Genomic DNA, 25,055 nt, shown 5'->3' with positions numbered 1-25,055 from the left:
GGCCGCCGCGTCAGCCGTCGCCTACGCCACCAGCCGTACCGCAAGCCGGTAGTGGCCGATCGCCTTCGTCGTGCCGATCAGGCCGCCGATCCACAGCCCGAGTCCCATCCCCATGAGGTACGCGACCGTCCCGTAGCCGCGTCCCGGGCCGACCCCCTCCGCGGGCGCGGCCAGGGAGACCCACAGGCCGACGGCGCACAGGAGGAGCGAGAGCAGCAGCCAGACGACGCTGAGGACGGGCTCGCGCAGCCGCGCGTCGGCCGTGCGGTCGGCGTCCAGGACGGCCCACAGGAGGAGCCGCTCCCGCGCCAGGCGGTCCTCGCGGACGCCGCGGCCGAGGAAGTAGACGGCGGGGACCACGGCACCCAGGCCGAGGGCCACGAAGAAGGCCGCGAACAGGCCCGAGATGGGGTCGATGGACTCCTCCAGCATGATGAGTCCGGAACCGCAGATCCCCCAGCCCAGCTGCAGGGTCGCCAGCCACACAAGGAAGACCGTGAGCCGCGCGCCACCGATCAGACGGCGGGTCAGCTCGGCCATCGCCCGTGCCCGGTCGGCCAGTCGGGCCTCGCGGTCGGGCCAGCTCTGTATCTCGGCCGGCGGCGGCGGTGGGGGCAGCGGGGCGCGTGGGGACATGCGAGCGACCCTACCGAGCCTCCCGCCCCTCCCGGCCCGCGAGGTCCTCCCGCCCCGTGCGCGCGCGTTCGGCGCGCTCCCGCAGCAGCTCCCGCTCCCGTTCGTTGCGGGTCAGCGAGGCCGCCCGCTCGAACTCGGCACAGGCCTCGGCCGGCCTGCCGAGGCGTTCCAGCAGGTCTCCCCGGACGCTCGGCAGCAAGTGGTAGCCCGCCAGGGCGTGTTCGTCGGCCAGGGCGTCCACGAGGGCCAGGCCCGCCTCCGGGCCCTCGGCCATCGAGACGGCCACCGCGCGGTTCAACTCGACCACCGGGGAGGGTGCGACGACCACGAGGCGCCCGTACAGCGCGGCGATCGTCCGCCAGTCCGTCTCCTCGTACGTCGGCGCCTTCGCATGGCAGGCGGCGATCGCGGCCTGGAGGGCGTACGGACCGTACGTACCGCCCTCGCCCGCCCGCCCGAGCGCCTCGAAGCCGCGCAGGATCAGCCGCCGGTCCCAGCGGCTGCGGTTCTGGTCGGCGAGGAGGACCGGCTGCCCGTCCGGTCCGGTCCGGGCCCCGGCGCGGGACGCCTGGATCTCCAGCAGGGCGGCCAGGCCGTGGACCTCGCCCTCCTTCGGCATCAGCCCGGCGAGCACCCTCGCCAGCCGCAGAGCGTCCTCGCACAGCGCCGGCCGCAGCAGGTCGTCGCCCGCCGTGGCCGCGTACCCCTCGTTGAAGATCAGGTAGATGACCTCGAGGACGGAGCCGAGCCGGGCCGCCCGGTCCTCCCCGTACGGCACCTCGAACTCCACGCCCGCCTTCGCCAGCGACCGCTTCGCCCGCACGATCCGCTGCGCGACCGTCGACTCCGGCACGAGGAAGGCGCGGGCGATCTCGTCCGTGCGCAGTCCGCCGAGCAGCCGCAGGGTCAGCGCGGTCCGCGCCTCGGCGGAGAGCACCGGGTGGCAGGCGGTGAAGATCAGCCGCAGCAGGTCGTCGTCGATGTCGTAGGGACCGGAGGGCTCGGGGTCGTACAACTCCTCGGTGAGCTCGCGGCCCACCTCGGCGAGCTTGCGCTCGTAGGTCTCACGGCGCCGTACGAGATCGACGGCGCGGTTCTTGGCGGCGGCCGTCAGCCAGGCCCCCGGCCGCTCCGGGACGCCCGTCCGCGGCCACTGCTCCAGGGCGGCGACCAGCGCGTCCTGGGCGATCTCCTCGGCGATGCCGACGTCGCGGACGATCCGCGCCACGGTCGCGATGATCCGCGGCGACTCCATCCGGAAGACCGTCTCGACGGCGGCGGGGGCGGGTGAGGTCATGGATCCACCATGACAGCACCCGCCCCGGCGGTGCCTACATCTCCTCGATCTCGCGGACCTCGCAGGTCACCTTCCACTGCGGCGGGTGAATCTCCAGGAACCGCCGGGACCACTCGATGGCCTCGGCCATGTCCCGGCACTGGGTGATCGAGTAGCCGCCGACGACCTCCTTGGTCTCGGTGAACGGGCCGTCGGTGGTGCCGATCTTCCCGCCCTCCCAGATGACACGGGTGGCCTCGGAGGTCGGCTTGAGCCCGGCCGTCTCCAGCATCACGCCGGCCTTGGTGATCTCCTCGAACAGCGCCCCCATGCGCTCGTCGAAGCCGGCGTCGGCGTCCTCCAGGACGAAGGCGCCCTCTTCGATGCGGATCATCGTCAGGTAGCGGGGCATGGTCTGTCTCCTTGCGTGGCGGGCGGGGCCGTTCCCCGCCTTCCACTCATACGTCGAACGGGCCGGACCCACATCGACACCACGCGGGAAGGAATTCTCAGAGATAGTCCTCCAGGCGGGCCACCGTGAAGCCCTGCTCCTGGATGTGGCGCAGCATGTCGGCCGTCATACGGGTCATCGTCGTGCCCTTGAGCTCGGACGGGCCGCGGAAGTGCGCCAGGATGATGTCGCCGGGGTGCAGCTTCTTGTCACCGCGCTGGTACTGCATGTTCTTGATCTGCATCGACTCGCGCCACAGCACGATCGCGTCCACCCCGCACGTGCCGGCGGCGGCGCGGGTGTCCTCGTTCCAGTTGCCGTACGGCGGGCGGAAGAGCCGCGGGGTCGTGCCGTACACCTTCGCCAGCTTCGTCTGCTGGCCGCATATCTCCCGGCTCTGGGCGGCCCGGCCGAGGGTGCGCAGGTTCGGGTGGGTGAGGGTGTGGTTGGCGACGCCGTTGCCGAGGGCCGCGAGCGGCTTGAAGTAGCCGTAGTCGGCGCGTATCGCGGAGTCGGTGAGGAACATCGTCACCGGGACCTTGAGGTCCTTCATCATCCGCACGAACTCCGGGTCCTTCTCGGCCCCGTCGTCGATGGTGATGAAGACGATCCTGTCCTGCGTCGGTATGTCGCTGACGACGGGGACCGGGCCGCCCGGCTGCCGTTTCACGGGCTTGGTCCGCGGCGGGGCGGGCGGGGCGGCGAAGGGCTTCAGGCCCCACTTCCGGTACGCGGCCGCGGCCTCGGCGGCCTGGTCGGGAGCCCGGTCGGGGCCCTTGCCCTCGGCGGGGGTCGTCGCGGGCGCGGACGGCTTCACGGGAGCGGTGTCCGCCCCCGCGGTGCCGCCGCAGCCCGTCACCAGCAGTGCCGCGGCGGTCAGCGCCGCCCAGGTCACGATCTTCTTGTCCACGCCGTGAGTCACGCCGTGGATGATGGCGAAAGCGGCCGGGGGGTTGCCTCAGTCGACGGACTCGAAGCGCCAGCGGTGCACCGGCCGGGTGATCAGGTCCGCGGCCGGCTCGGGCAGCTCGGGCAGCTCGGCGTCCGATGCCGGGGCGTCCCACCAGGTCAGCACGAGCACCCGGTCCTGGGGGGCCCGGAAGGTCTCGCGCCGCAGCGGCTCGTACGGAAGCTCCTGCGCCCGCGCCCACTCCAGGAGTTCGGCGCCCCGGCCCTGGACCGCCCGGGCCTCCCACATGAGCGTGAGGATCACGAGTAGAGGTTCTCCTTGCTGATCTCGTGCACGTGGTCGTGGTCGTGGTCGTGCGCCCCCGGTACGTGCGGGTCGGTCACGGGGAGGGACGAGTCCGCCGACAGCTCCAGGTCGGAGGCCGGCCGGTTGCGGGCGACCATCTCGGCGCCCAGCGCCGCCACCATCGCGCCGTTGTCCGTGCAGAGCCCCGGCCGCGGCACCCGCAGCCGGATCCCCGCGCGCTCGCACCGCTCCTGGGCCAGCGCCCGCAGCCGCGAGTTGGCCGCGACCCCGCCGCCGATCATCAGGTGGTCGACGCCCTCGTCCTTGCAGGCCCGGACGGCCTTGCGGGTCAGCACGTCGACGACCGCCTCCTGGAAGGACGCGGCCACGTCCCGTACCGGCACCTCCTCGCCCGCCGCGCGCTTGGCCTCGATCCAGCGGGCCACGGCGGTCTTGAGACCGGAGAAGGAGAAGTCGTACGCGGGATCCTTCGAGCCGCTCAGACCGCGCGGGAAGGCGATCGCCTTCGGGTCGCCCTCCCGGGCGAGCCGGTCGATGACCGGGCCGCCGGGGAAGCCGAGGTCGAGGACGCGCGCGATCTTGTCGAAGGCCTCGCCGGCCGCGTCGTCGATCGTGGCGCCCAGCGGCCGGACGTCGGCGGTGATGTCGGGCGCGAGCAGCAGCGAGGAGTGCCCGCCGGAGACGAGCAGCGCCATCGTCGGCTCGGGCAGCGGGCCGTGCTCCAGCTGGTCGACACAGATGTGCGAGGCGAGGTGGTTCACGCCGTAGAGCGGCTTGCCGAGCGCGTACGCGTACGCCTTCGCGGCCGAGACGCCGACGAGCAGCGCTCCCGCGAGGCCGGGGCCGGCCGTCACGGCGATGCCGTCGAGGTCGCGGGCGGAGATCCCGGCGTCCTTCAGCGCGCGCTCGATGGTCGGGACCATCGCCTCCAGATGGGCGCGGGAGGCGATCTCGGGGACGACTCCGCCGAAGCGGGCGTGGGTGTCCACGCTGGAGGCGACCGCGTCCGCGAGCAGGGTCGTGCCGCGGACGATGCCGACCCCGGTCTCGTCGCAGGAGGTCTCGATGCCGAGTACGAGGGGTTCGTCAGCAGCCATCAGAATCAGTCTCTGTTCCTTGAACGGTCAGTCGCATCACGAGCGCGTCGACATTGCCCGGCTGGTAGTAGCCGCGCCGGAAGCCGATGGGCTCGAAGCCGAAGCGCTCGTACAGCTTCTGGGCCCGGGTGTTGTCCACCCGCACCTCCAGCAGCACCTCCTCGCACTCGAAGGCGGTGGCGTGCTGGAGCAGATCGGTGAGCAGCCGGGCGCCGAGCCCGGTTCCCCACTGGTCGCGGGCGACGGCGATCGTCTGGACGTCGCCGAGGCCGCCGGCGGCGGCGAGCCCGGCGTAGCCGACGAGCTTCCCCCGCTCCTCGGCGACGATGTAGCGGCGGGTTGCCCTGGATCCGCGGGCGTGGGCCAGCTCGGACCAGAACATGCCCTCGGACCAGGCGTCCTCGGGAAACAGCTCGTGTTCGAGCACGAGCACCGGCTCGATGTCCCACCAGCGCATCTCGCGCAGCGTCGCGGACGTCACGGCGGTCACTGGGGAGTGACCACCTTGTAGTTCTTCGGCACCTGGGCGTCGGGGCGGCGCAGGTACATCGGCAGCGGGTCGAGGAAGTCGGCGCCCGCCGCGAGCCGTTCCGCCGCGAGGGCGGCCAGGGCGCCCGCGGACTGGTGCTCGGGGTCGCGGGCGTCCGGGAAGACCTCGGGGTACAGGCGCGCGCCCGCGCCGACGACCGGGAGCCCGGCGATCTGCTCGGCGATCTCGGCGGGCCGGTCGACGGCCGCGTCCGTGGTGCGCGTACGGGAGTTCTCGTACCGCGCCCAGTAGACCTCCTTGCGGCGCGCGTCCGTCGCGACGACGAACGGCTCCTCGATCCCGGAGGCGTACGCGAGCCCGTCCAGCGTGCACAGGCCGTGCACGGGCACGCCGAGCGCGGAGGAGAAGGTCGCGGCGGTGACGAGGCCGACCCGCAGTCCGGTGTACGGCCCCGGTCCGACGCCGACCACCAGGCCGGTGACCGCGTCGAGCTTCAGCCCGGCCTCCTTGAGGACCCGGTCGACGGCGGGCAGCAGCAGCTCCCCGTGGCGGCGGGCGTCGACCTGCCGCGACTCGGCGACGACGGATTCGCCGTCGTGGAGGGCGACGGTGACGGCGGGCGTGGCGGTATCCATGGCGAGCAAGAGCACGCAAACAGCCTACGGCTCCCGGCGGCCGGGCACGGCGCCCCGTCCCACCCTCCCGTGGCTGCTAACGTCACCATCGATACATACGTACGGGAGGTTGGCACGGTGGCAAGGAGCAGCTCGGGATTCGTGGCCGGGCTCACCGCGGCGGCGGTCGCCGCCGTCGCCTTCCTCGCCTACCAGGCGTCGGCGAACGCGCCCGCGGACGTCTCGGCCAAGCCGAGGACCACGGCGTCGGCCCCTACAACCGCCCCGACCGGCGGCCCCCAGAAGCCCGCCAAGGATCCCCTCGCCGTCCCGGCGAACTCGGGCAAGGGTGCGCGCGTGGTGTACGCGCTGGCCGAGCGCCGGGTGTGGCTGGTGGACGCGAAGGGCCAGGCCACGCACACCTTCTCGGTGATGCCGAGCACGGTGAGCCCGGCGCCGGGGTCGTACACCGTGAGCTCGCGCTCGGGTGCGGTGACCGGCTCGGACGGCATGCGGATCGAGCACGTGGTGCGGTTCGCGACCGTGCAGGACGTGTCGGTCGGCTTCAGCGCGGCGGTCGACGGCTCGCTCCCGACGCCGGACCCGGAGCGGAAGACCGGGGGCATCCGGATGAAGCGGGCGGACGGCGACGCGATGTGGACGTTCGCGGCGATCGGCGCGAAGGTCGTCGTCGTCGCGTAGCACCGACGGGCACGTCCGCCCGTACGGGGGGTCACCCGGCCACCCGCCCTTGACGCGCTCGCACGGCCTCGTGGCGTGGCTGGACGTGGATACGGGGCCTCGTGGCGTGGCTGGACGTGGATACGCGGCCCCGTGGTCGGACTCGACGCCTACGCGGCCTCGCGGCGGACGTGGTTGTCCCGCTCCTCGCCCCGCTCGGTCTCGTACGAGCCGTGGCCGGCTTCCCGTTCCGTCTCGCGCGGGGGTGTCGACACCGCGCTCGCCGCGGCACAGGAGGCCAGCAGCTCACTCATCGAGATGCGCTCGTCCGCGCGCTCGCGCTCTGGCGTCGCCATGCATGCCTCCCGTAGGTTAGGTACACCTAACCAGCTCGTGCATCCATGTCACCACGGCTCGTACGACCGACGCAACATCTTGCCGACACCTTGTCGGAACCTACGTACGTTCAGCTCAGCGCGAGGTCCTCGTCCGCCCACCGCGTGCCGATCCCGCGCAGCACGAGGGTGCGCCGGTCGTCGTCCGTGTCGCCGACGACCCGGTGGATCAGCACGTGCAGCCGGTCGTCCGTCAGCTCCTCGACCTTGCCGTCACCCCACTCGACGACGACCACGGAATCGGGCAGCGAGACGTCCAGGTCGAGGTCCTCCATCTCGTCGAGACCGCCGCCGAGGCGGTAGGCGTCGACGTGGACGAGGGCGGGTCCACCGACCAGGGACGGGTGCACCCGGGCGATGACGAAGGTCGGGGAGGTGACGGCGCCACGCACACCGAGGCCCTCTCCCAGGCCGCGGGTCAGCGTCGTCTTCCCGGCGCCGAGTTCACCGGTGAGCATGACGAGGTCGCCGGGGCGGAGCAGCTTGGCCAGGCGACGGCCGATCTCCTGCATCTCCTCCGGGGAGTCGATGTCGAGGGTGGCGGCGGAGTGCGGTTCAGCGGAGCGCTGTTCTTCCATACGAGCCATACCTGCCAACCTAACTGCTCCCGGAACCCGCCTTCGCCGCCTTCACGGGCACCGCGCCGACCTTCGCCAGGAGGTCGGCGAGCCGGTCCGTCACCACCTCGGGGTGCTCCAGCATCACCAGATGGCCGCCGTCGTCCACGATGACCAGCTCCGCCTCAGGCAGCAGGTCGGCGATGGCCTCGGTGTGCGCGCTGGGGGTGACCAGATCACGGTCCCCCGCGAGGGCGAGCACCGGGATCTCGCGGAAGACCTCCAGCGCCGCCGCCTTGTCGTGCTCGGCGAAGGCCGGATAGAACTCCGCGACCACGTCGATCGGTGTCGCCTCGATCATCCGCTCGGCGAACCGGGCGATCGCCGGATCGACGTCACGGGACGAGAAGGAGTACTTCTTGATCAGCCCGGCGAAGAGGTCGGCGGTGGCCCGGCGGCCCCGCTCGACGAGCTCCGCCTGCGAGCCGAGCGCCTTGAGCACGCCGGGCAGGACGCGACGCACCGCGTTGACCCCGGCGGACGGCAGCCCGTAGTTGACCTCGCCGAGCCGGCCGGCCGAGGTGCCGACGAAGGCCACGCCGACGACCCGCTCACGGATCAGCTCCGGGTACCTGTCGGCGAGCGCCATGATCGTCATGCCGCCCATCGAGTGCCCGACGAGGACCAGCGGGCCCTCGGGCGCGGCGGCGTCGATGACGGCCCTGAGGTCGCGGCCGAGCTGGTCGATGGAGACGGGGACGCCGTCGGGCCCGGACTGGGCGACCCCACGGGCCGAGCGTCCGTGGCTGCGCTGGTCCCAGTACACGGTACGGACGAGGCCGCGCAGCGCCGCCCGCTGGAAGTGCCAGGAGTCCTGGCCGAGGCAGTAGCCGTGGCTGAAGACGACGGTGACGGGCGCGGGCGGCTTGCGGCCGAAGAGCCGCCGGCGACGCGGGGCGGGCGGGTCCGGCTCGACCTCGTCGATCTCGTAGTACAGCGCGGTGCCGTCGTCGGCGAGCGCCTTGCCGGGGGTGCCGCGCAGGGAGCCGTAGGGGGCGGAGGCGTCGAGGGCGAGCCGTGCCCGCTGCCGCATGCCGCGCCCGACGGTGAGCCGCTCGATGGCGACGCCGGCCGCCGCGCCGGCGGCGATCACGCCTATCGCGGCACCGGCGAGCCCGGCACGCCGCCAGTTGTCGGTGCTGGACTCGCTCACTGCCACTCCCCTGGTCCCTGGTCGGTCGGTGCTTACCCGTTCAGATAGACGCGCGGGACGCGCGCTCCGATGCGGGTGACGATCTCGTACGCGATGGTGTCGGCGGCCTCGGCCCAGTCCTGGGCGGTGGGCTCGCCCCGGTCGCCGGGGCCGAAGAGCACGGCCTCGGTGCCGGGGGCGGGCGCGTCCCCGTCGAGATCGACGACGAACTGGTCCATGGCGACCCGGCCGGCGACGGTACGGACCTTGTCGCCGACGAGGACGGGGCCGCGGCCGGAGGCGTGGCGCGGGATGCCGTCGGCGTATCCGACGGGCACGAGACCGAGGGTGGTCTCGCGGCCGGTGACGTAGTGGTGGCCATAGCTGACGCCGTGGCCTTCGGGGACCTGCTTGACCAGCGCGACGCTCGCCTTGAGCGTCATCACCGGGCGCAGGCCGAAGTCGGCGGAGGTGCCGATCTCGGGGCTCGGCGAGACGCCGTACATGGCGATGCCGGGCCGTACGAGGTCGAAGTGGGTCTCGGGGAGCGTGAGGGTGGCCGGGGAGTTGGCGAGGTGCCGGACCTCGGGCTCGACGCCCGCCTTCTCCGCGTAGTCGAGCATCGAGCGGAAGACGTCGAGCTGGAAGGCGATGGAGGGGTGGCCGGGCTCGTCGGCGCAGGCGAGGTGCGACCAGAGGCCGGTGATGGTCACCAGCCCGTCCTTCTCGGCCTTGAGGGCCTCGCCGACGAGCTGGGGCCAGTCGGCGGGCTGGCAGCCGTTGCGGCCGAGGCCGGTGTCGGCCTTGAGCTGGACGCGCGCCCGCTTGCCCGTGTGGCGGGCGGCTTCCCGGACCTCGTCCAGGGCCCACATCCCGCTCACGGTCATGTCGAGGCCGGCCTCGATGCCCTCGGCCCAGGGGTCGCCGGGGGTCCAGAGCCAGCACAGGATCCGCGCGTCGGTGATCCCGGCGGCACGCAGGGCGAGCGCCTCGTGGGGGGTCGCGGTGCCGAGCCAGTCGGCGCCCGCTTCGAGGGCGGCGCGGGCGCAGCGGATCGCGCCGTGTCCGTACGCGTCCGCCTTGACCACGGCCATCACCTGGACGTGGGGCGCGACGCGGGCGCGCAGCGTGCGGACGTTGGCACGCAGCGCACCGAGGTCGATCTCGGCGCGGGCTCTGCGGGGCGGCGGTGTCTCAGTCATCGCGCCCAGTCTCTCAGGTGTCGGCTCCGAGCCGCCCCAGGCCACTTCCGGGAAGCCCGAGTGGCGACGAACCACCTCCGAAGACGCCCCGAAAAAGCAAGCCCCCAGGCCCCCGCACCACGCCCGCACGCCTCGCTGCGCCCCCGCGGGCTCGCCGCTACGACATCACGTCGCGCCACGCGTCCGGCAGGGCCGCTGCCACGTCTCCTGCCGCGATCGGCGCGCCGGCCGATGCGCGGCGGGCCGCGAGGCCGTGGAGGTAGGCGGCCACCGAGGCCGCGTCCAGGGCGCGCAGGCCCGCCGCCAGCAGGGAGCCGGCCAGGCCCGACAGGACGTCACCGCTGCCCGCCGTCGCCAGCCACGACGTCCCCGTCGGGTTCACCCGGACCGGCCCCGAACCCTCCGCCACCAGCGTCGTCGACCCCTTCAGGAGCACCGTCGCCCCGTACCGCGCCGCCAGCTCCCGTACCGCCGAAAGCCGTTCCGACTCCACCGAGTCACGCGAGACGCCGAGCAGCGCCGCCGCCTCCCCCGCGTGCGGGGTGAGCAGCGTCGGGGCCGTACGCCCCCGCACCACCGACGCGTCCAGCTCCCGCAACCCGTCCGCGTCCACCAGGACGGGTACGTCCGAGGCGAGGACGTCCGCGACCCCCGGCCCGTCGCCGAGCCCCGGTCCGACGACCCACGCCTGCACCCGCCCCGCCTTCGCCGGAGGCCCCGAGTGCACCAGGGTCTCCGGGAAGCGGGCGATCACCGCGTCGGCCGCGGGCCCCACGTACCGCACCGCCCCCGCCCCGCCCCGCAGCGCGCCGGCCACCGCCAGCACCGCCGCGCCCGGGTACCGCGCGGAGCCGGCGACCACGCCCACGACACCCCGCCGGTACTTGTCGCTCTCCGCGCCGGGCGCGGGCAGCATCCCCGCCACGTCCTCGTGCTGGAGCGCCTGGAGCTCCGGCACGGACGGCAGGTACTCCCCGAGACCGATGTCCACGAGCCGCAGCGCGCCCGCGTACTCCCGCGCCGGGTCGATCAGCAGCCCCGGCTTGTACGCCCCGAACGTGACCGTCGCGTCCGCCCGCAGCGCCTCCCCGGCGACCGTCCCCGAGTCCGCGTCCACCCCGCTCGGCAGGTCGACGGCGACCACGGCCGCGTCGGAGCCGCGTGCCGCCCGCGCCACCGGCACGGCGTCCGGCCGCAGTCCGCCGCGCCCGCCGATGCCGGTGATCCCGTCGAGTACGAGATCGGCGGCCGCCAGCGCCTCGTACGGGTCCTCCGTCACCCGCCCCCCGGCCGCCAGCAGCGCCGCGAGACCGCGCTCGTGGGCCCGCGAGCCCAGCAGGACGGCCGTCACACCGGCCCCGCGGCGCGCCAGCCGCGCCCCCGCGTAGAGCGCGTCGCCGCCGTTGTCCCCGCTGCCCACGAGCAGGACGACCCTCGCCCCGTACACATGGCCGCGGCCGAGCAGCGAGAAACAGGCGGCGGCGAGTCCCGCCGCCGCCCGTCGCATGAGCGCGTCCTCGGGCAACGTCGCCATCAGCTCGGCCTCGGCGGCCCGTACGGTCTCCACGCGGTAAGCGGTACGCATGTCCCGCAGTCTGCCGCACACCTCAAGCCACCGCCGGGAGGCGAGGGTTGACGGTCCGGCTCGGGGTCGGCGGCGAGGGCGTGGCCCCGCCCGCCTACCCCTCCGCGATCACCACCGCCGACGCCACCCCCGCGTCGTGGCTGAGCGACACATGCCAGCGCTTCACGCCCAGTTCGGCCGCCCGCGCCGCCACCGTCCCGCTCACCCGCAGCCGCGGCTGCCCGCTGCCCTCGACGTACACCTCGGCATCGGTCCAGTGCAGGCCGGCCGGCGCGCCGAGCGCCTTGGCCAGCGCCTCCTTCGCCGCGAAGCGCACGGCCAGGGAGGCGACCCCGCGCCGTTCCCCGCTCGGGAGCAGCTGCTCGCGCTCCACGAAGAGGCGCTGGAGCAGCCCAGGCGTCCTTTCGATCGACGCGGCAAAGCGGTCGATCTCCGCCACGTCGATCCCCACCCCGATGATCATTCGCTCACTCCACGGTCACAGATTTCGCCAGGTTGCGCGGCTGGTCCACCTCGTTGCCGCGCGCCGTCGCCAGTTCGCAGGCGAAGACCTGCAGCGGCACGGTGGAGACCAGCGGCTGGAGCAGCGTAGGCGTCGCCGGGATACGGATGAGGTGGTCGGCGTACGGGACGACCGCCTCGTCGCCCTCCTCGGCGATGACGATCGTCCGCGCCCCGCGCGCCCGGATCTCCTGGATGTTGGAGACGATCTTGTCGTGCAGCACGGACCGGCCGCGCGGCGAGGGCACGACGACCACCACCGGAAGGTCCTCCTCGATGAGCGCGATCGGCCCGTGCTTCAGCTCGCCGGCGGCGAAGCCCTCGGCGTGCATGTACGCCAGTTCCTTGAGCTTCAGCGCGCCCTCCAGGGCCACCGGGTAGCCGACGTGCCGGCCGAGGAACAGCACGGTGTCCTTGTCGGCGAGCGAACGGGCCAGCGCGCGCACCGGCTCCATCGTCTCCAGGACCCGCTCGACCTCGTCGGCGATCCGGGCGAGCTCCCTGATCACCGCGTGGATCTCGTCGCCCCACTGCGTCCCGCGCACCTGGCCCAGGTAGAGCGCCAGCAGATAGCAGGCGACCAGCTGCGTCAGGAACGCCTTCGTGGACGCGACGGCGACTTCGGGACCCGCGTGCGTGTAGAGAACGGCGTCGGACTCGCGGGGGATGGTCGACCCGTTGGTGTTGCAGACGGCGAGCACCTTGGCGCCCTGCTCGCGCGCGTGTCGCAGCGCCATCAGGGTGTCCATCGTCTCGCCGGACTGGGAGATGGCGATGACGAGCGTGCGCTGGCCGAGGATCGGGTCGCGGTAGCGGAACTCGCTCGCCAGCTCCACCTCGCAGGGGATCCTGGTCCAGTGCTCGATGGCGTACTTCGCGATCATTCCGGCGTGGAAGGCCGTGCCGCAGGCGATGATGACGATCTTGTCGGCCTCGCGCAGCACCGCGTCCGGGATGCGTACCTCGTCGAGCTTGAGGTGGCCCTCGGCGTCGATCCGCCCGAGGAGGGTGTCCGCGACCGCCTTGGGCTGCTCCGCGATCTCCTTGAGCATGAAGTAGTCGTAGCCGCCCTTCTCGGCGGCCGAGGCGTCCCAGTCCACGTGGTACGCCCGTACGTCGGCCGGGGCGCCGCCGAAGTCGGTGACCTCGACGCCCTCGCGGGAGAGCTCGACGACCTGGTCCTGGCCCAGCTCGATCGCGGCCCGGGTGTGCGCGATGAAGGCGGAGACGTCGGAGGCGAGGAAGTACTCCCCCTCGCCGACGCCGACCACCAGCGGCGAGTTCCGCCGGGCGCCGACCACGACGTCGGGCTGGTCGGCGTGGACGGCGACCAGCGTGAACGCGCCGTCGAGCCGCCGGCACACCAGCCGCATCGCCTCGGCGAGGTCACCGCTGGAGGAGAACTCCTCGGCGAGCAGATGGGCCACGACCTCGGTGTCCGTCTCGGACGCGAGGTCGTGGCCGCGCTCCTCCAGCTCGGCCCTGAGGGCGGCGAAGTTCTCGATGATCCCGTTGTGGACGACGGCCACGCGCCCCGCGTTGTCGAGATGCGGGTGCGCGTTGACGTCGGTCGGCCCGCCGTGGGTGGCCCAGCGGGTGTGTCCGATACCGGTGGAGCCGCTCGACAGCGGCCGGTCCACCAGCTCCTTCTCCAGATTGACGAGCTTGCCCGCCTTCTTCGCCGCGGCCAGTCCCCCGTCGGAGAGCACCGCGACGCCGGCCGAGTCGTAGCCCCGGTACTCGAGCCGCTTGAGGCCCGCGATCACCACATCAAGCGCCGACTGCCCGCCGACGTATCCCACGATTCCGCACATGGCGGCAGCCTACGACCGAAGGCGCCCGGAGGGCCGGACTCAGCCGAGCTTGGCCGCCTGCGCGTCGATGAGGACCTTCGGCTGCTCCTTGACCTCACCGGCGAGGCTGATGGTGGAGAGGGCCGCGAGGTTGTTGCCCTTGCGGAAGACGACGAGCTTGCTGATGAACGGCGTGCCCTCCATGTCGGAGGTGACGGTGAAGGCGACGGCCTCCTCACCGGCGGTCACGGTGTCGGGGGCGACCTTGGAGACCTTGGTCTGCTCCCCGCCGCTCTTGACCGTGAAGCCGCCCGCGCACTCGGTGCCGGCCGTCTTCAGCAGCGCGAGGGCGTCCTGCGCACCGGCGCCGTCGTACGACCCGAGGGTCACGGCGGTGACCGGGGCACCGAGCGCCCCGATCGCGGCATCCGTGGGATCCTGCGTCGCGTTCTTCTCCGGAATCGCGACGGCCTTGCGCTGCACGGTCGCAGCGGGGCTGCCGGGAGCGATGAACGACATGGCGTCGGCGATCGGCTTGCAGGCGGCCTTGTCGGTGGCGACGTCACCGGACTTGACGACGTCACCGGCCTCGGCCTTCTGCACCTTGTGCGCCTTGAGGTCGGCCTGCTCGACGACGAGCTTCTCCAGCTCGGCGGCGGACAGCGCCTTGGCCGCAGGCGCGGCGGAGGTGGCGGACGGCTTGGCGGCGTCCTTGCCCTTCTCCTCGCCCTTCCCGTCCCCACCGCAGGCGGTGAGCAGCAGCGCGAGCGAGGCTGCGGAGGCAACGGCGGCGGCGGTTCTCACGGACGTACGCATTCGGATGTGACCTTCTGTTCCTTTGTGCCGCCCCATGGGCGGCGTCCCCCCGCGTAAGTCCACCCCACGCGGCATCTTGCATGATCACGGTAGTGCAGGGGTCGGACAACAGCTTTTCCGCGTGACCCACCCCACCACCCACAACCGCCCCCGACCCACGACAATGGCGGGGTGATCACTTCGCCGCCACGAAGCCCCCACCCCAAGGGGAACGGCAACGGCCAGCGCCGGGCCGAGGCCACGCCGTACGTCGACCTCACCCGAGGCGAGTGGAGCGCGCTGCGCGACAAGACGCCGCTGCCGCTCTCCGCCGACGAGGTCGAGCGGCTGCGGGGCCTCGGCGACGTCATCGACCTCGACGAGGTGCGGGACATCTATCTGCCGCTGTCCCGCCTGCTCAATCTGTACGTCCAGGCCACCAGCGGGCTGCGCGGGGCGCTCAACACGTTCCTCGGGGAGCGGGCCGAGCAGCGCGGCACGCCCTTCGTCATAGGGGTCGCCGGCTCCGTCGCCGTGGGCAAGTCCACCGTGGCCCGTCTCCTCCAGGCGCTGCTCGCGCGCTGGCCGGAGCACCCGCGCGTGGAGCTCGTCACCACCGACGGCTTCCTGTATCCGATGGAGGAGCTGAGGGCGCGCGGGCTGATGTCCCGCAAGGGCTTCCCCGAGTCGTACGACCGCCGGGCGCTGACCCGGTTCGTCGCCGACATCAAGGCCGGCAAGGACGAGGTCACCGCTCCGGTCTACTCCCACCTGATCTACGACATCGTGCCGGGCGAGCGGCTCGTGGTCCGCCGTCCCGACATCCTGATCGTCGAGGGGCTCAACGTCCTCCAGCCGGCGCTGCCCGGCAAGGACGGCCGTACGCGCGTCGGTCTCGCCGACTACTTCGACTTCTCGGTGTACGTCGACGCCCGGCCCGAGGACATCGAGCGCTGGTACCTCAACCGGTTCCGCAAGCTGCGCGACACGGCGTTCCAGAACCCGGACTCGTACTTCCAGCGCTACACCCAGGTCTCCGAGGAGGAGGCCCTGGAGTACGCCCGCACGATGTGGCGGACCATCAACAAGGTGAACCTGCTGGAGAACGTGGCTCCGACGCGCGGCCGCGCGACCCTCGTGGTGCGCAAGGGACCGGACCACAAGGTGCAGCGCCTGAGTCTCCGTAAGCTCTGAAGCCCATAGGGTGCGGCCATGCTGCATCTGCGGATCATCACTCCGTCCGCCCGGACGGAAGCGGTTCTCCATCTGATCGACACGACCGTGGGCACCACCCATCTCGTGGTGCTCGAAGGTGCCGCCCGCGAACCGGCCGGTGACATCGTGATGTGCGACGTCGCCCGCGAGGCCGGTGACGAACTCCTGCACGGGCTGCGGGAGTTGGACATCGACAAGGTCGGTTCCATCGCCGTCACGCACATCGACCTCTCGCTCTCGGAACGCGCCGACCTGGCGGAGCGGGAGGCGCCGGGCGAGGCGGCGGACGCGGTGATCTGGGAGCAGCTCACCGAGACCTCCCAGGAGGAGTCCACCCTCACGATCACCTACGCGGCCCTGATGATCGTGGCGACGATGATCGCGGCCTGTGGCGTGGTCCTGGACAACGCGATCCTGATCGTGGGCGCCATGGCGGTCGGCCCCGAGTTCGGCCCGCTCGCCGGGATCAGCACGGCCCTGGTGCGCCGCGCGCCGCGGGCGGCCTGGCGCTCACTGGTCGCGCTCCTCGTCGGCTTCGCGTCGGCGATCGTGGCGACGACCGTGTTCAGCCTGGTGATGGACGCCCTCGGCCAGTTCAACGTGGACATGCTCGACGCACCGCGCCCGAACACCGGCTTCATCTTCCAGCCCGACCCGTTCTCCTTCGTCGTCGCGCTGCTCGCGGGCGTGGCCGGAGTGGTCTCGCTGACCTCGTCGAAGGCGGGCGTGCTGGTCGGCGTGGCGATCTCGGTGACGACCGTCCCGGCGGCGGCGAACGCCGCCGTGGCCCTCAGCTACGGCGATCTGAACCAGATGTGGGGCTCCGCCGAGCAGTTGCTGCTGAACCTGGGCGGCATCATCGTCGCCGGGGTTCTCACCCTCATCGGCTGGAAACTGCTGTGGCGCACCCAGCGGGGACGGATGACCCGCCCACCGGGTGCGCCACGGAAGCACTGAAGCCTGGGGTCCGAGCCCCGAGGGTCCTAGCCGAGCGCGGACTTCACCACGTCCGCCAGGCGTCCGGCCACGGCCCGCGCCTGCTCGATGTCGGCGGCCTCGACCATCACCCGTACCAGCGGCTCGGTGCCCGAGGGGCGGAGCAACACACGGCCGGTGGAGCCCAGTTCGCGCTCCGCGTCGGTGACCGCGGCGGCCAGCTCGCCGGAGGTCTTCACCCGGGACTTGTCCACGTCGGGCACGTTGACGAGGACCTGCGGCAGCCGCTCCATGACGGAGGCCAGCTCCGCGAGCGACCTGCCGGTGGCCGATACCCGCGCCGCCAGCATCAGGCCGGTCAGCGTGCCGTCGCCGGTGGTGGCGTGGTCGAGCACGATCACGTGCCCGGACTGCTCGCCGCCCAGCGCGTAGCCGTGCTCCTTCATCGACTCCAGGACGTAGCGGTCGCCGACCGCCGTCTGCACGAGCTGGAGGCCCTCGCGCTCCATGGCCAGCTTGAAGCCGAGGTTGGACATCACGGTCGCGACAACGGTGTCGCCGCGCAGCGTCCCGGCCTCGCGCATGGCGAGGGCGAGCACGGCGAGGATCTGGTCGCCGTCGATCTCGTTGCCGGCCGCGTCCACGGCGAGGCAGCGGTCCGCGTCACCGTCGTGGGCGATGCCGAAGTCGGCGCCGTGCTCGACCACGGCGGCCTTGAGCAGGCCGAGGTGGGTGGAGCCGCAGCCGTCGTTGATGTTGAGGCCGTCCGGCTCCGCACCGATGGTGACGACCTGGGCACCGGCCCGGGTGAACGCCTCGGGCGACACGTGCGAGGCGGCGCCGTGCGCCTCGTCGAGGACGACCTTCAGCCCGTCGAGCCGGTTCGGCAGGACGGCGAGGAGGTGGGAGACGTACTTTTCGAAGCCCTCGTCGTAGTCACGGACCCGGCCGACGCCGGCGCCGGTCGGCCGCTCCCACGGGGCACCGGTGCGGTGCTCCTCGTAGACGGACTCGATCCGGTCCTCCAGCTCGTCGGCGAGCTTGTGGCCACCGCGGGCGAAGAACTTGATGCCGTTGTCGGGCATCGCGTTGTGGCTGGCCGAGAGCATCACGCCGAGGTCGGCGCCGAGCGCTCCGGTGAGATGGGCCACGGCGGGGGTGGGCAGGACGCCGACGCGCAGGACGTCCACGCCCGCGCTCGCGAGGCCCGCCACGACGGCGGCCTCCAGGAACTCTCCCGACGCACGCGGGTCACGCCCGACCACCGCGGTCGGCCGATGGCCCTCAAAGGTCCCCGCCTCGGCGAGCACATGCGCCGCGGCGACCGACAGACCGAGCGCGAGCTCCGCCGTCAGATCCGCGTTGGCAACACCGCGCACACCGTCCGTGCCGAAGAGTCGTCCCACAGCTGTCCTCCGAAACTGCTCCGAATTTGCGATCCCCTGAGCGCTAGATGCCCGTTTTCACATCAGAGCTGCCCAGAAAGGCCCAGGGGGAGGAAAAGACGTACGCCCCGGCAGCACGGGCAGTGCCGCCGGGGCGTACGTGCAAAGCAGACCGAGCAGGCGATTAACGCTTGCTGTACTGCGGGGCCTTACGGGCCTTCTTGAGACCGGCCTTCTTGCGCTCGACCGCACGGTCGTCGCGGGAGAGGAAGCCGGCCTTCTTCAGCGCCGGGCGGTTGTTCTCGACATCCGCCTCGTTCAGCGCACGGGCCACGCCGAGGCGCAGGGCGCCGGCCTGACCGGAGACACCGCCACCCGCGATGCGGGCGATGACGTCGTAGCGGTTGTCGAGCTCGAGCACCTTGAAGGGCTCGTTGACTTCCTGCTGGTGCACCTTGTTCGGGAAGTAGTCCTCGAGCGTACGCCCGTTGATCTTCCACTTGCCGGTGCCCGGAACGATCCGGACGCGGGCGATGGCGTTCTTGCGACGACCCAGGCCGGCGGCCGGCTGCGGGTCACCGAAGCGCGACGCCAGGGACTCCGAGGTGTACTCGCCCTCGACGGGGACCTCGGACTCGAAGGTGGTGACCTCGGCGTAGGTCTCCTCGCCCTCGATGGGGTTCTCAACAGTGGTCTCGGCCACGATTCTCCTCAGATTTCTTTCGTTCTTAGGGGGTGTGGCCGGAACTACTGCGCGACCTGGGTGATCTCGAACGGGACCGGCTGCTGGGCAGCGTGCGGGTGGTTCTCGCCCGCGTAGACCTTCAGCTTCGAGAGCATCTGACGGCCCAGGGTGTTCTTGGGGATCATGCCCTTGATGGCCTTCTCGACGGCCTTCTCGGGGTTCTTGGCCAGCAGCTCGTCGTAACGGACGGAGCGGAGACCACCCGGGAAGCCGGAGTGGCGGTAGGCCAGCTTCTGGGTCTTCTTGTTGCCGGACAGGTGGACCTTGTCAGCATTGATGATGATGACGAAGTCGCCCATGTCCATGTGGGGGGCGTAGACGGGCTTGTGCTTGCCTCGGAGGAGGTTCGCAGCCGTCGTCGCCAGACGGCCCAGGACGATGTCCTGAGCGTCGATGATGTGCCACTGGCGAGTGACATCGCCGGGCTTGGGGCTGTACGTACGCACTTCGTAGCCTTCGCTTCTTCAGTGGATGGAGTCCAGACACACCTGAAGCGATCATGCAGCTGGGGCCTGCACTGCCGGGAACACCGCCCGTATGCGAGCCACTGGTAACTGCTCCAGGGAACCTGCGTAAGGGCCCTTCGCGTGAGAACGACGAAGCCAATACGCATAACAAACCGCAACACTACCCGCGGCACCCTCGACGGGTCAAAACGCCTCCGCCCGGCCCGGCTCACCGCGCCCGCTCGCCCCGGGGCGCCCCGTCGTAGATCTCCCGCGAGGCGAGGACCTCCTCGATGTGCCCGTCCGCCCAGTCCTTCACGGCCCGGACCACCGGCAGCAGGCTCACCCCGAGCGCCGTCAGCTCGTAGTCCACCCGTACGGGCACGGACGGCGTCACCGACCGGGCCACGAGGCCGTCCCGCTCCAGCGCCCGCAGCGTCTGCGTGAGCATCTTCTGACTGACGCCGGCGATCGTGCGGCCCAGGTCGCTGTAGCGCCGCGGGCCGTCCGCGAGGGCGCTCAGGACCAGGGTGACCCACTTGTCGGCGATCCGGTCGAGGAGCTGCCGGGCGGGGCACTCGGCGAGGTAGGCGTCATAGGCGCGACGCGCCTCCTCGCGCTGCTGCGCGGCGGTACGCGTGGCCATGGACGCCCCTCCCCGTGCGGTACGCACTCCCGCGTACGTACTTCCCCACGGAGAGTAGCTCTCCCTAGGTTCGCGGCAACACTCCTTCCCATGGAAAGGCGGCCGCCATGCGCGCCCTCGTCATCGACTCCTTCGGCGGACCGGAGGTCCTGCGGATCGCCGACGTACCCGCCCCCACGTCCCCGGGCCCCGGACGGGTACGGGTCCGCGTCGAGGCGGCGACGGTCAACCCCGTGGACCTGGCCACCCGCTCCGGCGCGCTCGCGGCCGCCGGGCTGATGCCCGCACGGGCACGGACCGGCCTCGGCTGGGACGTGGCGGGCGTGGTCGAGGAGACGGGACCCGGCGTCACCGAGCCGCGCCCGGGCGACCGGGTCATCGGCCTGCACGACCGTCTGGACGTGCCGCTCGGCACCCAGGCCGAGCAGGTCGTGCTCGACGCCCGCGCTCTCGCCCCGGCCCCCGCGGGCGTCCCCGCCGCCGCGGCCGCCACGCTGCCGCTGAGCGGTCTCACCGCGCTTCAGGCCCTCGACGCGCTCGGGCTCTCCCCGGGCGAGGCGCTGCTGGTCACCGGAGCGGCGGGAGCGGTGGGCGGCCACACCGTGCAGCTGGCCGTCGCGCGCGGGCTGCGGGTCGTCGCGTCCGCCCGGGAGAGCGACGAGGCGCTCGTCCGCGGCCTGGGGGCGGAGCTCTTCGTGCCGGACACGGCCGACCGGCTCGGGGAGGCGGTCCGCACCCTGGTCCCCGGGGGCGTGGCCGGGGCCGTGGACGCCGCGGTCCTGGGGGCGACCGCCCTCGACGGCGTGCGCTCCGGCGGAGCCTTCGCGGCGCTCGTCGCGGGCGGGGCCCCGGTCCCGCTGCGGGGCACCCGGGTGCACCAGGTCTGGATCCGCGCCGACGGCCGGGCCCTGGCAGGACTGGCCGCCCTCGCCGAGGCCGGCACCCTGACCCCAAGGGTCGCGGCCACCCTCCCCCTCGCCGCGGCACGGGACGCCCACGAGCGTCTGGCGGCGGGCGGCGTACGGGGCCGCCTGGTCCTGCTCCCGTAGAAGCCCCGAGGACCCGGCGGCATCCGCCGTCAGCGCACCCGGTCGACCCGTCGTTCGTCCCAGACGGGCTCCGGGGTCTCGCGGACCACCCCGTCCGAGCCGAAGACCAGATAGCGGTCGAAGGTCTTCGCGAACCAGCGGTCGTGCGTGACGGCGAGCACCGTGCCGTCGTACGACTCCAGACCGTCCTGGAGCGCCTCCGCCGACTCCAGGTCGAGGTTGTCCGTCGGCTCGTCGAGCAGCAGCGCCGTCGTGCCCGAGAGCTCCAGGAGCAGGATCTGGAAGCGGGCCTGCTGGCCGCCGGAGAGCTTCTCGAAGGGCTGGTCGCCCTGCGCCTCCAGCTCGTACCGCCGCAGCACCGACATCGCGCCGCCCCGGTCCTTCGCGTGCTCCGACCAGAGGATGTCCACGAGGGAGCGGCCCTGCAGCTCCGGGTGGGCGTGGGTCTGGGCGAAGTGACCGGGGACCACCCGCGCGCCGGTCTTCCACAGGCCCGTGTGGGCCACGGACGGATCCCCGGCGAGCAGCCGCAGGAAGTGCGACTTGCCCGACCCGTTCGAGCCGAGGACGGCGACCCGCTCCCCGTAGAAGATCTCCAGCGAGAACGGCTTCATCAGACCGGTCAGTTCAAGGTTCTCGCAGGTCACCGCCCGCACACCGGTCCGGCCGCCACGCAGCCGCATCCGGATGTCCTGTTCGCGCGGCGGCTCCGGCGGCGGGCCGGCCTCCTCGAACTTCCTCAGCCGGGTCTGCGCCGCCGCGTACCGGGACGCCATCTCATGGCTGACCGCCGCCGCCTGTCGCAGGTTGATCACCAGCTTCTTCAGCTGCGCATGCTTCTCCTCCCAGCGCCGCTTCAGCTCCTCGAAGCGGGCGAACCGCTCCCGCCGCGCGTCGTGGAAGGTCTCGAAGCCGCCGCCGTGCACCCACACGTCCGACCCGGCGGGGCCGGGCTCGACCGCGATGATCTTCTCGGCGGCCCGGGCCAGCAGCTCCCGGTCGTGGGAGATGAAGAGCACGGTCTTACGGGTCTCCCGCAACCGCTCCTCCAGCCACCGCTTGCCGGGGACGTCCAGATAGTTGTCCGGCTCGTCGAGCAGCAGCACCTCGTCGGTGCCCCGCAGCAGCGACTCCAGGACCAGCCGCTTCTGCTCGCCGCCGCTGAGCGTGCGGACCTCCCGGAACTGCGCCTTCTCGTACGGCATGCCGAGGGCGGCCATCGTGCACATGTCCCAGACGGTCTCGGCCTCGTACCCCTGGACCTCGGCCCAGTCGCTGAGCGCCTGCGCGTACGCCATCTGCGCGGCCTCGTCGTCGACCGTCATGATCAGGTGCTCGGCCGCGTCGACCGCCTTCGCCGCCTCGCGGATCCGCGGCTGGGCGACGGAGACCAGCAGGTCACGGACCGTACGCTCGTCCCGCACCGAGCCGACGAACTGCGGCATCACACCGAGACCGCCGCTCACGGTGACCGAGCCGCCGTGCGGCTGGAGCTCCCCGGAGATCATCCGGAGCAGCGTGGTCTTCCCGGCGCCGTTGGCCCCGACCAGGGCGACCACCGCGCCCTCCCCCACCCGGAAGGAGGCGTCCGCGAGCAGGACCCTCCCGTCGGGAAGGTAGTACTCCAGATGCGCGGCCTCGACATGTCCCATGAGGTGCATTGTCGCCGCCGGCACCGCTGTCTCCCAACCGGTTTAGGATGCGCGGCATGAGCTTTGGGGGACCGCAGTGGCCACAGGAGCCGCAGCAGCAGGGACAGCAGCAGCCGTTCGGACAGCAGCCCGACCCGTTTCCGGGGGCACAGGATCCGTTTCCTGGGGCGCAGGCGTCGCACACACCGGACTGGGGCGCCCTCGCCGACGCCTCCGCGGGCGCCCGGCGGCGTAAGCGCTGGCTGATGATCGGCGGTGGCGCGCTCGCCACCCTCGCGGTCGGCGCGATCGTCGCCACAGCGGTCGTGAGCAGCAACGACACCACCACGACGGGCAAGAACGGCACGGTGACCCCCACCGGCTCGGCCACGGCGAGCGGCACCCCGACACCCGCCCCGACGTTCTCCTCCGTGGCTCCGCCGCCCCCGCCCAACCCCAAGGACTTCATCTCGAACGAGAAGAAGGACAAGGCCCCGCTGAGCGCCGAGGGCCTCTTCCCGGGCAAGAAGCTGACGATGAGCGGCCGCGCGTACAGCAAGGGCGCGACCTCGTCGACGACGAACTGCGCGAGCGTCGCGCAGGGCGCCCTCGGCTCGATCCTGAAGAAGAACGGCTGCGACCGCGTGATTCGCGCCACCTATGTGAAGGACGGGGTCGCGATCACCGTCGGCGTGGCCGTGTTCTCCACCGAGGCCGAGGCGCTGAAGGCGAAGAACCAGGCCAGCGGCGGCATCGCCCCCCTGGCCGGCTCGGGCGTGAAGGAGTTCTGCCGCGCGACGGTCTGTCTGCGCCGGGCGAACTCGATCGGCCGGTACGCGTACTTCACCCAGGCCGGGTTCATCAACGGCAAGAAGGTCACCACGGGCGACAAGGCCGTCTTCCAGGCCAGTGACGACCTGGGCACCTTCTCCTTCAACCAGATCTACGCCCGGGGCCGCTCCCAGGCGTCAGCAGCAGCCGGCGCTCCCGGGGAGTGACCGCTTGTTCCTGGCCTCCCGGTTCCGGGAGGCCAGGAGCTCGTCGGCCGGATAGCCGACCTCTTCGAGGGTGAGCCCGTGCGGCCGGACGACATGCACGGCCGAGTCCCGGACGCCCGCGGCGAGCACCTTCGCCGGCCAGTCGACCGGGCGGTGTCCGTCGCCGACGAAGAGCAGGGCGCCGACGAGCGAGCGGACCATGTTGTGGCAGAAGGCGTCCGCCTTGACGGTCGCTTCGAGGATGCCGCCGGGCCGCCGGTCCCAGCGCAGCTCCTGGAGCGTACGGATGGTGGTGGCGCCCTCACGCTTCTTGCAGTACGCGGCGAAGTCGTGCTCGCCGACGAGCCGCTCGGCGGCGGCGTTCATGGCATCCATGTCGAGGGCCCAGTCGTGCCACAGGACGTGGCCGCGCAGGAGCGGGTCGACACCGCCGGGGTTGTCGGTGACGCGATAGGCGTAACGACGCCAGATGGCCGAGAACCGCGCGTTGAACCCGCTCGGGGCCTCGGTCAGCCGCCAGACCCGCACATCGTGCGAGAGCCGCCCCGCGAGCCGCCTGAGCAGCTTGTCCTGGTGCTCGGCCCACAGCTCGACGGGCAGATCGACGTGGGCGACCTGGCCGCGGGCATGCACACCGGCGTCGGTGCGTCCGGCGACGGTCAGCTCGTACGTCTCCTTGGACCGCGTCACGGTCTTCAGGGCGTCCTCGACGTCACCCTGGACGGTCCGCTGTCCCTGGGCCTGCTTGGCCCAGCCGGAGAAGTCCTTCCCGTCGTAGGAAAGGTCGAGCCGGATCCGTACGAAGCCGGGCTGCACGTCGTCGCTCACGCGATTCATCCTCTCAACATCACGGGAGCGGGCCCGTACCCCTGGGGGTACGGGCCCGCACACGAGATTCGTCGGAACGCTTACGCGTCCTTCGACTCCTCGGCGGCGTCCTCGACCTTGGTCTCCTCGACCTTGGCCTCGTCAGCCTCCTTGACGGCGCGCTTGGCGGCGGCCTCGGCCTCGGCGACGGTCGCCTTCTTGGCGATCTCGCCCTCGACCAGCTCGATCACGGCCATCGGGGCGTTGTCGCCACGACGGTTGCCGATCTTGGTGATACGGGTGTAGCCACCCGGGCGCTCGGAGTAGCGCGGGGCGATCTCGGTGAAGAGCGTGTGGACGATGCCCTTGTCCGTGATCGTCTGCAGCACCAGGCGACGGTTGTGGATGTCGCCCTTCTTCGCCTTGGTGATCAGGCGCTCGGCGACCGGACGCAGGCGGCGGGCCTTGGCCTCGGTCGTGGTGATGCGGCCGTGCTCGAAGAGGGACTTCGCCAGGTTGGCGAGCAGCAGACGCTCGTGAGCGGCGCTGCCACCGAGGCGGGCACCCTTGGCGGGACGCGGCATGGTGTTTCTCCTTGTGATCTGCACCGGCCGTGTGAGGTACCGGTGTCAGTGTCCGAGCAGGCGGTTACCTGTCGGAGACCCGCGCCCCCGAGGGGGCGCGGGGAACTGCGCGACCGGCCGGAGCCGGTCCGC

The 25,055-nt window shown here is 72.1% G+C and carries 28 protein-coding genes; 5 read left to right on the top strand and 23 right to left on the bottom strand.

Annotated elements, in window-relative coordinates; translation table 11 throughout:
• Window positions 1-21: 21 nt before the first annotated feature.
• The 8 genes from ACFQ7Q_RS06575 to tsaB all read right to left on the bottom strand — a co-directional run bounded on the left by ACFQ7Q_RS06575 (window position 22) and on the right by tsaB (window position 5,816).
• On the bottom strand, window positions 22-636 hold the full coding sequence (locus tag ACFQ7Q_RS06575) for a hypothetical protein (protein WP_383550600.1): 615 nt from the start codon (window positions 634-636) through the stop codon (window positions 22-24).
• Between the two features lie 10 nt (window positions 637-646).
• Complete coding sequence (locus ACFQ7Q_RS06570) at window positions 647-1,933, bottom strand: RNA polymerase sigma factor (protein WP_383550598.1); 1,287 nt, start codon at window positions 1,931-1,933, stop codon at window positions 647-649.
• A 34-nt stretch (window positions 1,934-1,967) separates the two neighbouring features.
• A complete protein-coding gene (locus ACFQ7Q_RS06565; protein WP_383550596.1) occupies window positions 1,968-2,324 on the bottom strand; it encodes a YciI family protein in 357 nt (118 codons plus the stop codon).
• Window positions 2,325-2,421: 97 nt separating this feature from the next.
• The gene (locus tag ACFQ7Q_RS06560) at window positions 2,422-3,285 is read right to left on the bottom strand and encodes a polysaccharide deacetylase family protein (protein ID WP_383550594.1); all 864 of its coding nucleotides are present in this window, start codon (window positions 3,283-3,285) and stop codon (window positions 2,422-2,424) included.
• Window positions 3,286-3,321: 36 nt separating this feature from the next.
• A complete protein-coding gene (locus ACFQ7Q_RS06555) occupies window positions 3,322-3,576 on the bottom strand; it encodes a hypothetical protein (protein WP_329117085.1) in 255 nt (84 codons plus the stop codon).
• On the bottom strand, window positions 3,573-4,676 hold the full coding sequence (gene tsaD, locus ACFQ7Q_RS06550; protein WP_383550592.1) for a tRNA (adenosine(37)-N6)-threonylcarbamoyltransferase complex transferase subunit TsaD: 1,104 nt from the start codon (window positions 4,674-4,676) through the stop codon (window positions 3,573-3,575). Before tsaD ends, ACFQ7Q_RS06555 begins: the two co-directional genes overlap by 4 nt.
• Window positions 4,666-5,133 carry a ribosomal protein S18-alanine N-acetyltransferase gene (rimI, locus tag ACFQ7Q_RS06545; RefSeq protein ID WP_383550659.1) on the bottom strand — a complete coding sequence of 156 codons (468 nt, stop codon included), beginning with the start codon at window positions 5,131-5,133 and terminating at the stop codon, window positions 4,666-4,668. The genes tsaD and rimI overlap by 11 nt, the downstream gene beginning before the upstream one ends.
• Window positions 5,134-5,162: 29 nt before the next feature.
• On the bottom strand, window positions 5,163-5,816 hold the full coding sequence (gene tsaB / locus ACFQ7Q_RS06540; protein ID WP_383550590.1) for a tRNA (adenosine(37)-N6)-threonylcarbamoyltransferase complex dimerization subunit type 1 TsaB: 654 nt from the start codon (window positions 5,814-5,816) through the stop codon (window positions 5,163-5,165).
• A gap of 126 nt (window positions 5,817-5,942) precedes the next feature.
• On the opposite strand from tsaB, the gene ACFQ7Q_RS06535 reads away from it, so the two are divergent.
• Window positions 5,943-6,482 (top strand): hypothetical protein, encoded by a 540-nt coding sequence (locus ACFQ7Q_RS06535; RefSeq protein WP_383550657.1) that lies wholly within the window; start codon window positions 5,943-5,945, stop codon window positions 6,480-6,482.
• Window positions 6,483-6,631: 149 nt separating this feature from the next.
• Here the strand turns inward: ACFQ7Q_RS06535 and ACFQ7Q_RS06530 are convergent, their stop codons facing one another.
• The 8 genes from ACFQ7Q_RS06530 to ACFQ7Q_RS06495 all read right to left on the bottom strand — a co-directional run bounded on the left by ACFQ7Q_RS06530 (window position 6,632) and on the right by ACFQ7Q_RS06495 (window position 14,502).
• Window positions 6,632-6,817, bottom strand: a complete 186-nt coding sequence (locus tag ACFQ7Q_RS06530; protein ID WP_383550588.1) for a hypothetical protein — start codon at window positions 6,815-6,817, stop codon at window positions 6,632-6,634.
• Window positions 6,818-6,927: 110 nt separating this feature from the next.
• Window positions 6,928-7,434 (bottom strand): tRNA (adenosine(37)-N6)-threonylcarbamoyltransferase complex ATPase subunit type 1 TsaE, encoded by a 507-nt coding sequence (gene tsaE, locus ACFQ7Q_RS06525; protein ID WP_383550655.1) that lies wholly within the window; start codon window positions 7,432-7,434, stop codon window positions 6,928-6,930.
• A 19-nt stretch (window positions 7,435-7,453) separates the two neighbouring features.
• On the bottom strand, window positions 7,454-8,626 hold the full coding sequence (locus tag ACFQ7Q_RS06520; protein ID WP_383550586.1) for an alpha/beta fold hydrolase: 1,173 nt from the start codon (window positions 8,624-8,626) through the stop codon (window positions 7,454-7,456).
• Between the two features lie 32 nt (window positions 8,627-8,658).
• A complete protein-coding gene (alr, locus tag ACFQ7Q_RS06515) occupies window positions 8,659-9,807 on the bottom strand; it encodes an alanine racemase (protein WP_383550584.1) in 1,149 nt (382 codons plus the stop codon).
• Between the two features lie 157 nt (window positions 9,808-9,964).
• Window positions 9,965-11,392, bottom strand: coding sequence for an NAD(P)H-hydrate dehydratase (locus ACFQ7Q_RS06510; RefSeq protein ID WP_383550582.1), 1,428 nt, complete (start codon window positions 11,390-11,392; stop codon window positions 9,965-9,967).
• Between the two features lie 94 nt (window positions 11,393-11,486).
• Window positions 11,487-11,855, bottom strand: coding sequence for a holo-ACP synthase (locus ACFQ7Q_RS06505; RefSeq protein WP_376436494.1), 369 nt, complete (start codon window positions 11,853-11,855; stop codon window positions 11,487-11,489).
• 4 nt (window positions 11,856-11,859) lie between these two features.
• Window positions 11,860-13,707, bottom strand: coding sequence for a glutamine--fructose-6-phosphate transaminase (isomerizing) (glmS, locus tag ACFQ7Q_RS06500; protein ID WP_383550580.1), 1,848 nt, complete (start codon window positions 13,705-13,707; stop codon window positions 11,860-11,862).
• Window positions 13,708-13,746: 39 nt separating this feature from the next.
• Window positions 13,747-14,502 (bottom strand): hypothetical protein, encoded by a 756-nt coding sequence (locus tag ACFQ7Q_RS06495; RefSeq protein WP_383550578.1) that lies wholly within the window; start codon window positions 14,500-14,502, stop codon window positions 13,747-13,749.
• Window positions 14,503-14,673: 171 nt separating this feature from the next.
• Between ACFQ7Q_RS06495 and coaA the strand changes: the two genes are divergently transcribed.
• Window positions 14,674-15,675: a type I pantothenate kinase gene (coaA, locus tag ACFQ7Q_RS06490; RefSeq protein WP_383550576.1), complete on the top strand. Its 1,002-nt coding sequence runs from the start codon at window positions 14,674-14,676 to the stop codon at window positions 15,673-15,675.
• A gap of 18 nt (window positions 15,676-15,693) precedes the next feature.
• Window positions 15,694-16,653 (top strand): DUF389 domain-containing protein, encoded by a 960-nt coding sequence (locus ACFQ7Q_RS06485; RefSeq protein WP_383550573.1) that lies wholly within the window; start codon window positions 15,694-15,696, stop codon window positions 16,651-16,653.
• 26 nt (window positions 16,654-16,679) lie between these two features.
• On the opposite strand, the gene glmM is transcribed toward ACFQ7Q_RS06485, so the two are convergent.
• From glmM to ACFQ7Q_RS06465, 4 genes are all read right to left on the bottom strand, one after another.
• A complete protein-coding gene (glmM, locus tag ACFQ7Q_RS06480) occupies window positions 16,680-18,038 on the bottom strand; it encodes a phosphoglucosamine mutase (RefSeq protein WP_383550571.1) in 1,359 nt (452 codons plus the stop codon).
• Between the two features lie 163 nt (window positions 18,039-18,201).
• Window positions 18,202-18,720 carry a 30S ribosomal protein S9 gene (gene rpsI, locus ACFQ7Q_RS06475; RefSeq protein WP_315891611.1) on the bottom strand — a complete coding sequence of 173 codons (519 nt, stop codon included), beginning with the start codon at window positions 18,718-18,720 and terminating at the stop codon, window positions 18,202-18,204.
• A gap of 44 nt (window positions 18,721-18,764) precedes the next feature.
• The gene (gene rplM / locus ACFQ7Q_RS06470) at window positions 18,765-19,208 is read right to left on the bottom strand and encodes a 50S ribosomal protein L13 (protein WP_148005774.1); all 444 of its coding nucleotides are present in this window, start codon (window positions 19,206-19,208) and stop codon (window positions 18,765-18,767) included.
• Window positions 19,209-19,437: 229 nt separating this feature from the next.
• Window positions 19,438-19,854: a winged helix-turn-helix transcriptional regulator gene (locus tag ACFQ7Q_RS06465; RefSeq protein WP_383550569.1), complete on the bottom strand. Its 417-nt coding sequence runs from the start codon at window positions 19,852-19,854 to the stop codon at window positions 19,438-19,440.
• A 107-nt stretch (window positions 19,855-19,961) separates the two neighbouring features.
• On the opposite strand from ACFQ7Q_RS06465, the gene ACFQ7Q_RS06460 reads away from it, so the two are divergent.
• Window positions 19,962-20,903, top strand: a complete 942-nt coding sequence (locus ACFQ7Q_RS06460) for an NADP-dependent oxidoreductase (RefSeq protein ID WP_383550567.1) — start codon at window positions 19,962-19,964, stop codon at window positions 20,901-20,903.
• A gap of 29 nt (window positions 20,904-20,932) precedes the next feature.
• Here ACFQ7Q_RS06460 and ACFQ7Q_RS06455 read toward each other — a convergent pair whose 3' ends face one another.
• On the bottom strand, window positions 20,933-22,555 hold the full coding sequence (locus tag ACFQ7Q_RS06455; protein ID WP_383550565.1) for an ABC-F family ATP-binding cassette domain-containing protein: 1,623 nt from the start codon (window positions 22,553-22,555) through the stop codon (window positions 20,933-20,935).
• 56 nt (window positions 22,556-22,611) lie between these two features.
• Between ACFQ7Q_RS06455 and ACFQ7Q_RS06450 the strand changes: the two genes are divergently transcribed.
• Window positions 22,612-23,532, top strand: a complete 921-nt coding sequence (locus tag ACFQ7Q_RS06450; protein ID WP_383550563.1) for a hypothetical protein — start codon at window positions 22,612-22,614, stop codon at window positions 23,530-23,532.
• Here the strand turns inward: ACFQ7Q_RS06450 and truA are convergent.
• On the bottom strand, window positions 23,503-24,360 hold the full coding sequence (gene truA / locus ACFQ7Q_RS06445) for a tRNA pseudouridine(38-40) synthase TruA (RefSeq protein WP_383550561.1): 858 nt from the start codon (window positions 24,358-24,360) through the stop codon (window positions 23,503-23,505). The genes ACFQ7Q_RS06450 and truA overlap by 30 nt on opposite strands.
• A gap of 80 nt (window positions 24,361-24,440) precedes the next feature.
• On the bottom strand, window positions 24,441-24,923 hold the full coding sequence (rplQ, locus tag ACFQ7Q_RS06440; protein WP_383550559.1) for a 50S ribosomal protein L17: 483 nt from the start codon (window positions 24,921-24,923) through the stop codon (window positions 24,441-24,443).
• Between the last annotated feature and the right edge of the window lie 132 nt (window positions 24,924-25,055).

Source organism: Streptomyces sp. NPDC056527 (genome assembly GCF_042794475.1).
Lineage (GTDB): Bacteria > Actinomycetota > Actinomycetes > Streptomycetales > Streptomycetaceae > Streptomyces.
The sequence above is the reverse complement of the archived record's forward strand: the minus strand, read 5'-3'. Positions and strand labels throughout refer to the sequence as shown.

What these genes read in the sequence shown, in the direction of transcription:
- glmS (WP_383550580.1), bottom strand. Translation starts at nt 13,707, where the DNA reads ATGTGCGGAATCGTGGGATACGTCGGCGGGCAGTCGGCGCTTGATGTG.
- ACFQ7Q_RS06575 (WP_383550600.1), bottom strand. Translation starts at nt 636, where the DNA reads ATGTCCCCACGCGCCCCGCTGCCCCCACCGCCGCCGCCGGCCGAGATA.
- ACFQ7Q_RS06505 (WP_376436494.1), bottom strand. Translation starts at nt 11,855, where the DNA reads ATGATCATCGGGGTGGGGATCGACGTGGCGGAGATCGACCGCTTTGCC.
- ACFQ7Q_RS06485 (WP_383550573.1), top strand. Translation starts at nt 15,694, where the DNA reads ATGCTGCATCTGCGGATCATCACTCCGTCCGCCCGGACGGAAGCGGTT.
- alr (WP_383550584.1), bottom strand. Translation starts at nt 9,807, where the DNA reads ATGACTGAGACACCGCCGCCCCGCAGAGCCCGCGCCGAGATCGACCTC.
- tsaE (WP_383550655.1), bottom strand. Translation starts at nt 7,434, where the DNA reads ATGGAAGAACAGCGCTCCGCTGAACCGCACTCCGCCGCCACCCTCGAC.
- rplQ (WP_383550559.1), bottom strand. Translation starts at nt 24,923, where the DNA reads ATGCCGCGTCCCGCCAAGGGTGCCCGCCTCGGTGGCAGCGCCGCTCAC.
- ACFQ7Q_RS06450 (WP_383550563.1), top strand. Translation starts at nt 22,612, where the DNA reads ATGAGCTTTGGGGGACCGCAGTGGCCACAGGAGCCGCAGCAGCAGGGA.
- rimI (WP_383550659.1), bottom strand. Translation starts at nt 5,133, where the DNA reads ATGCGCTGGTGGGACATCGAGCCGGTGCTCGTGCTCGAACACGAGCTG.
- ACFQ7Q_RS06465 (WP_383550569.1), bottom strand. Translation starts at nt 19,854, where the DNA reads ATGGCCACGCGTACCGCCGCGCAGCAGCGCGAGGAGGCGCGTCGCGCC.
- ACFQ7Q_RS06455 (WP_383550565.1), bottom strand. Translation starts at nt 22,555, where the DNA reads ATGGGACATGTCGAGGCCGCGCATCTGGAGTACTACCTTCCCGACGGG.
- tsaD (WP_383550592.1), bottom strand. Translation starts at nt 4,676, where the DNA reads ATGGCTGCTGACGAACCCCTCGTACTCGGCATCGAGACCTCCTGCGAC.
- ACFQ7Q_RS06570 (WP_383550598.1), bottom strand. Translation starts at nt 1,933, where the DNA reads ATGACCTCACCCGCCCCCGCCGCCGTCGAGACGGTCTTCCGGATGGAG.
- ACFQ7Q_RS06495 (WP_383550578.1), bottom strand. Translation starts at nt 14,502, where the DNA reads ATGCGTACGTCCGTGAGAACCGCCGCCGCCGTTGCCTCCGCAGCCTCG.
- ACFQ7Q_RS06510 (WP_383550582.1), bottom strand. Translation starts at nt 11,392, where the DNA reads ATGCGTACCGCTTACCGCGTGGAGACCGTACGGGCCGCCGAGGCCGAG.
- ACFQ7Q_RS06530 (WP_383550588.1), bottom strand. Translation starts at nt 6,817, where the DNA reads ATGGCGACGCCAGAGCGCGAGCGCGCGGACGAGCGCATCTCGATGAGT.
- ACFQ7Q_RS06460 (WP_383550567.1), top strand. Translation starts at nt 19,962, where the DNA reads ATGCGCGCCCTCGTCATCGACTCCTTCGGCGGACCGGAGGTCCTGCGG.
- ACFQ7Q_RS06565 (WP_383550596.1), bottom strand. Translation starts at nt 2,324, where the DNA reads ATGCCCCGCTACCTGACGATGATCCGCATCGAAGAGGGCGCCTTCGTC.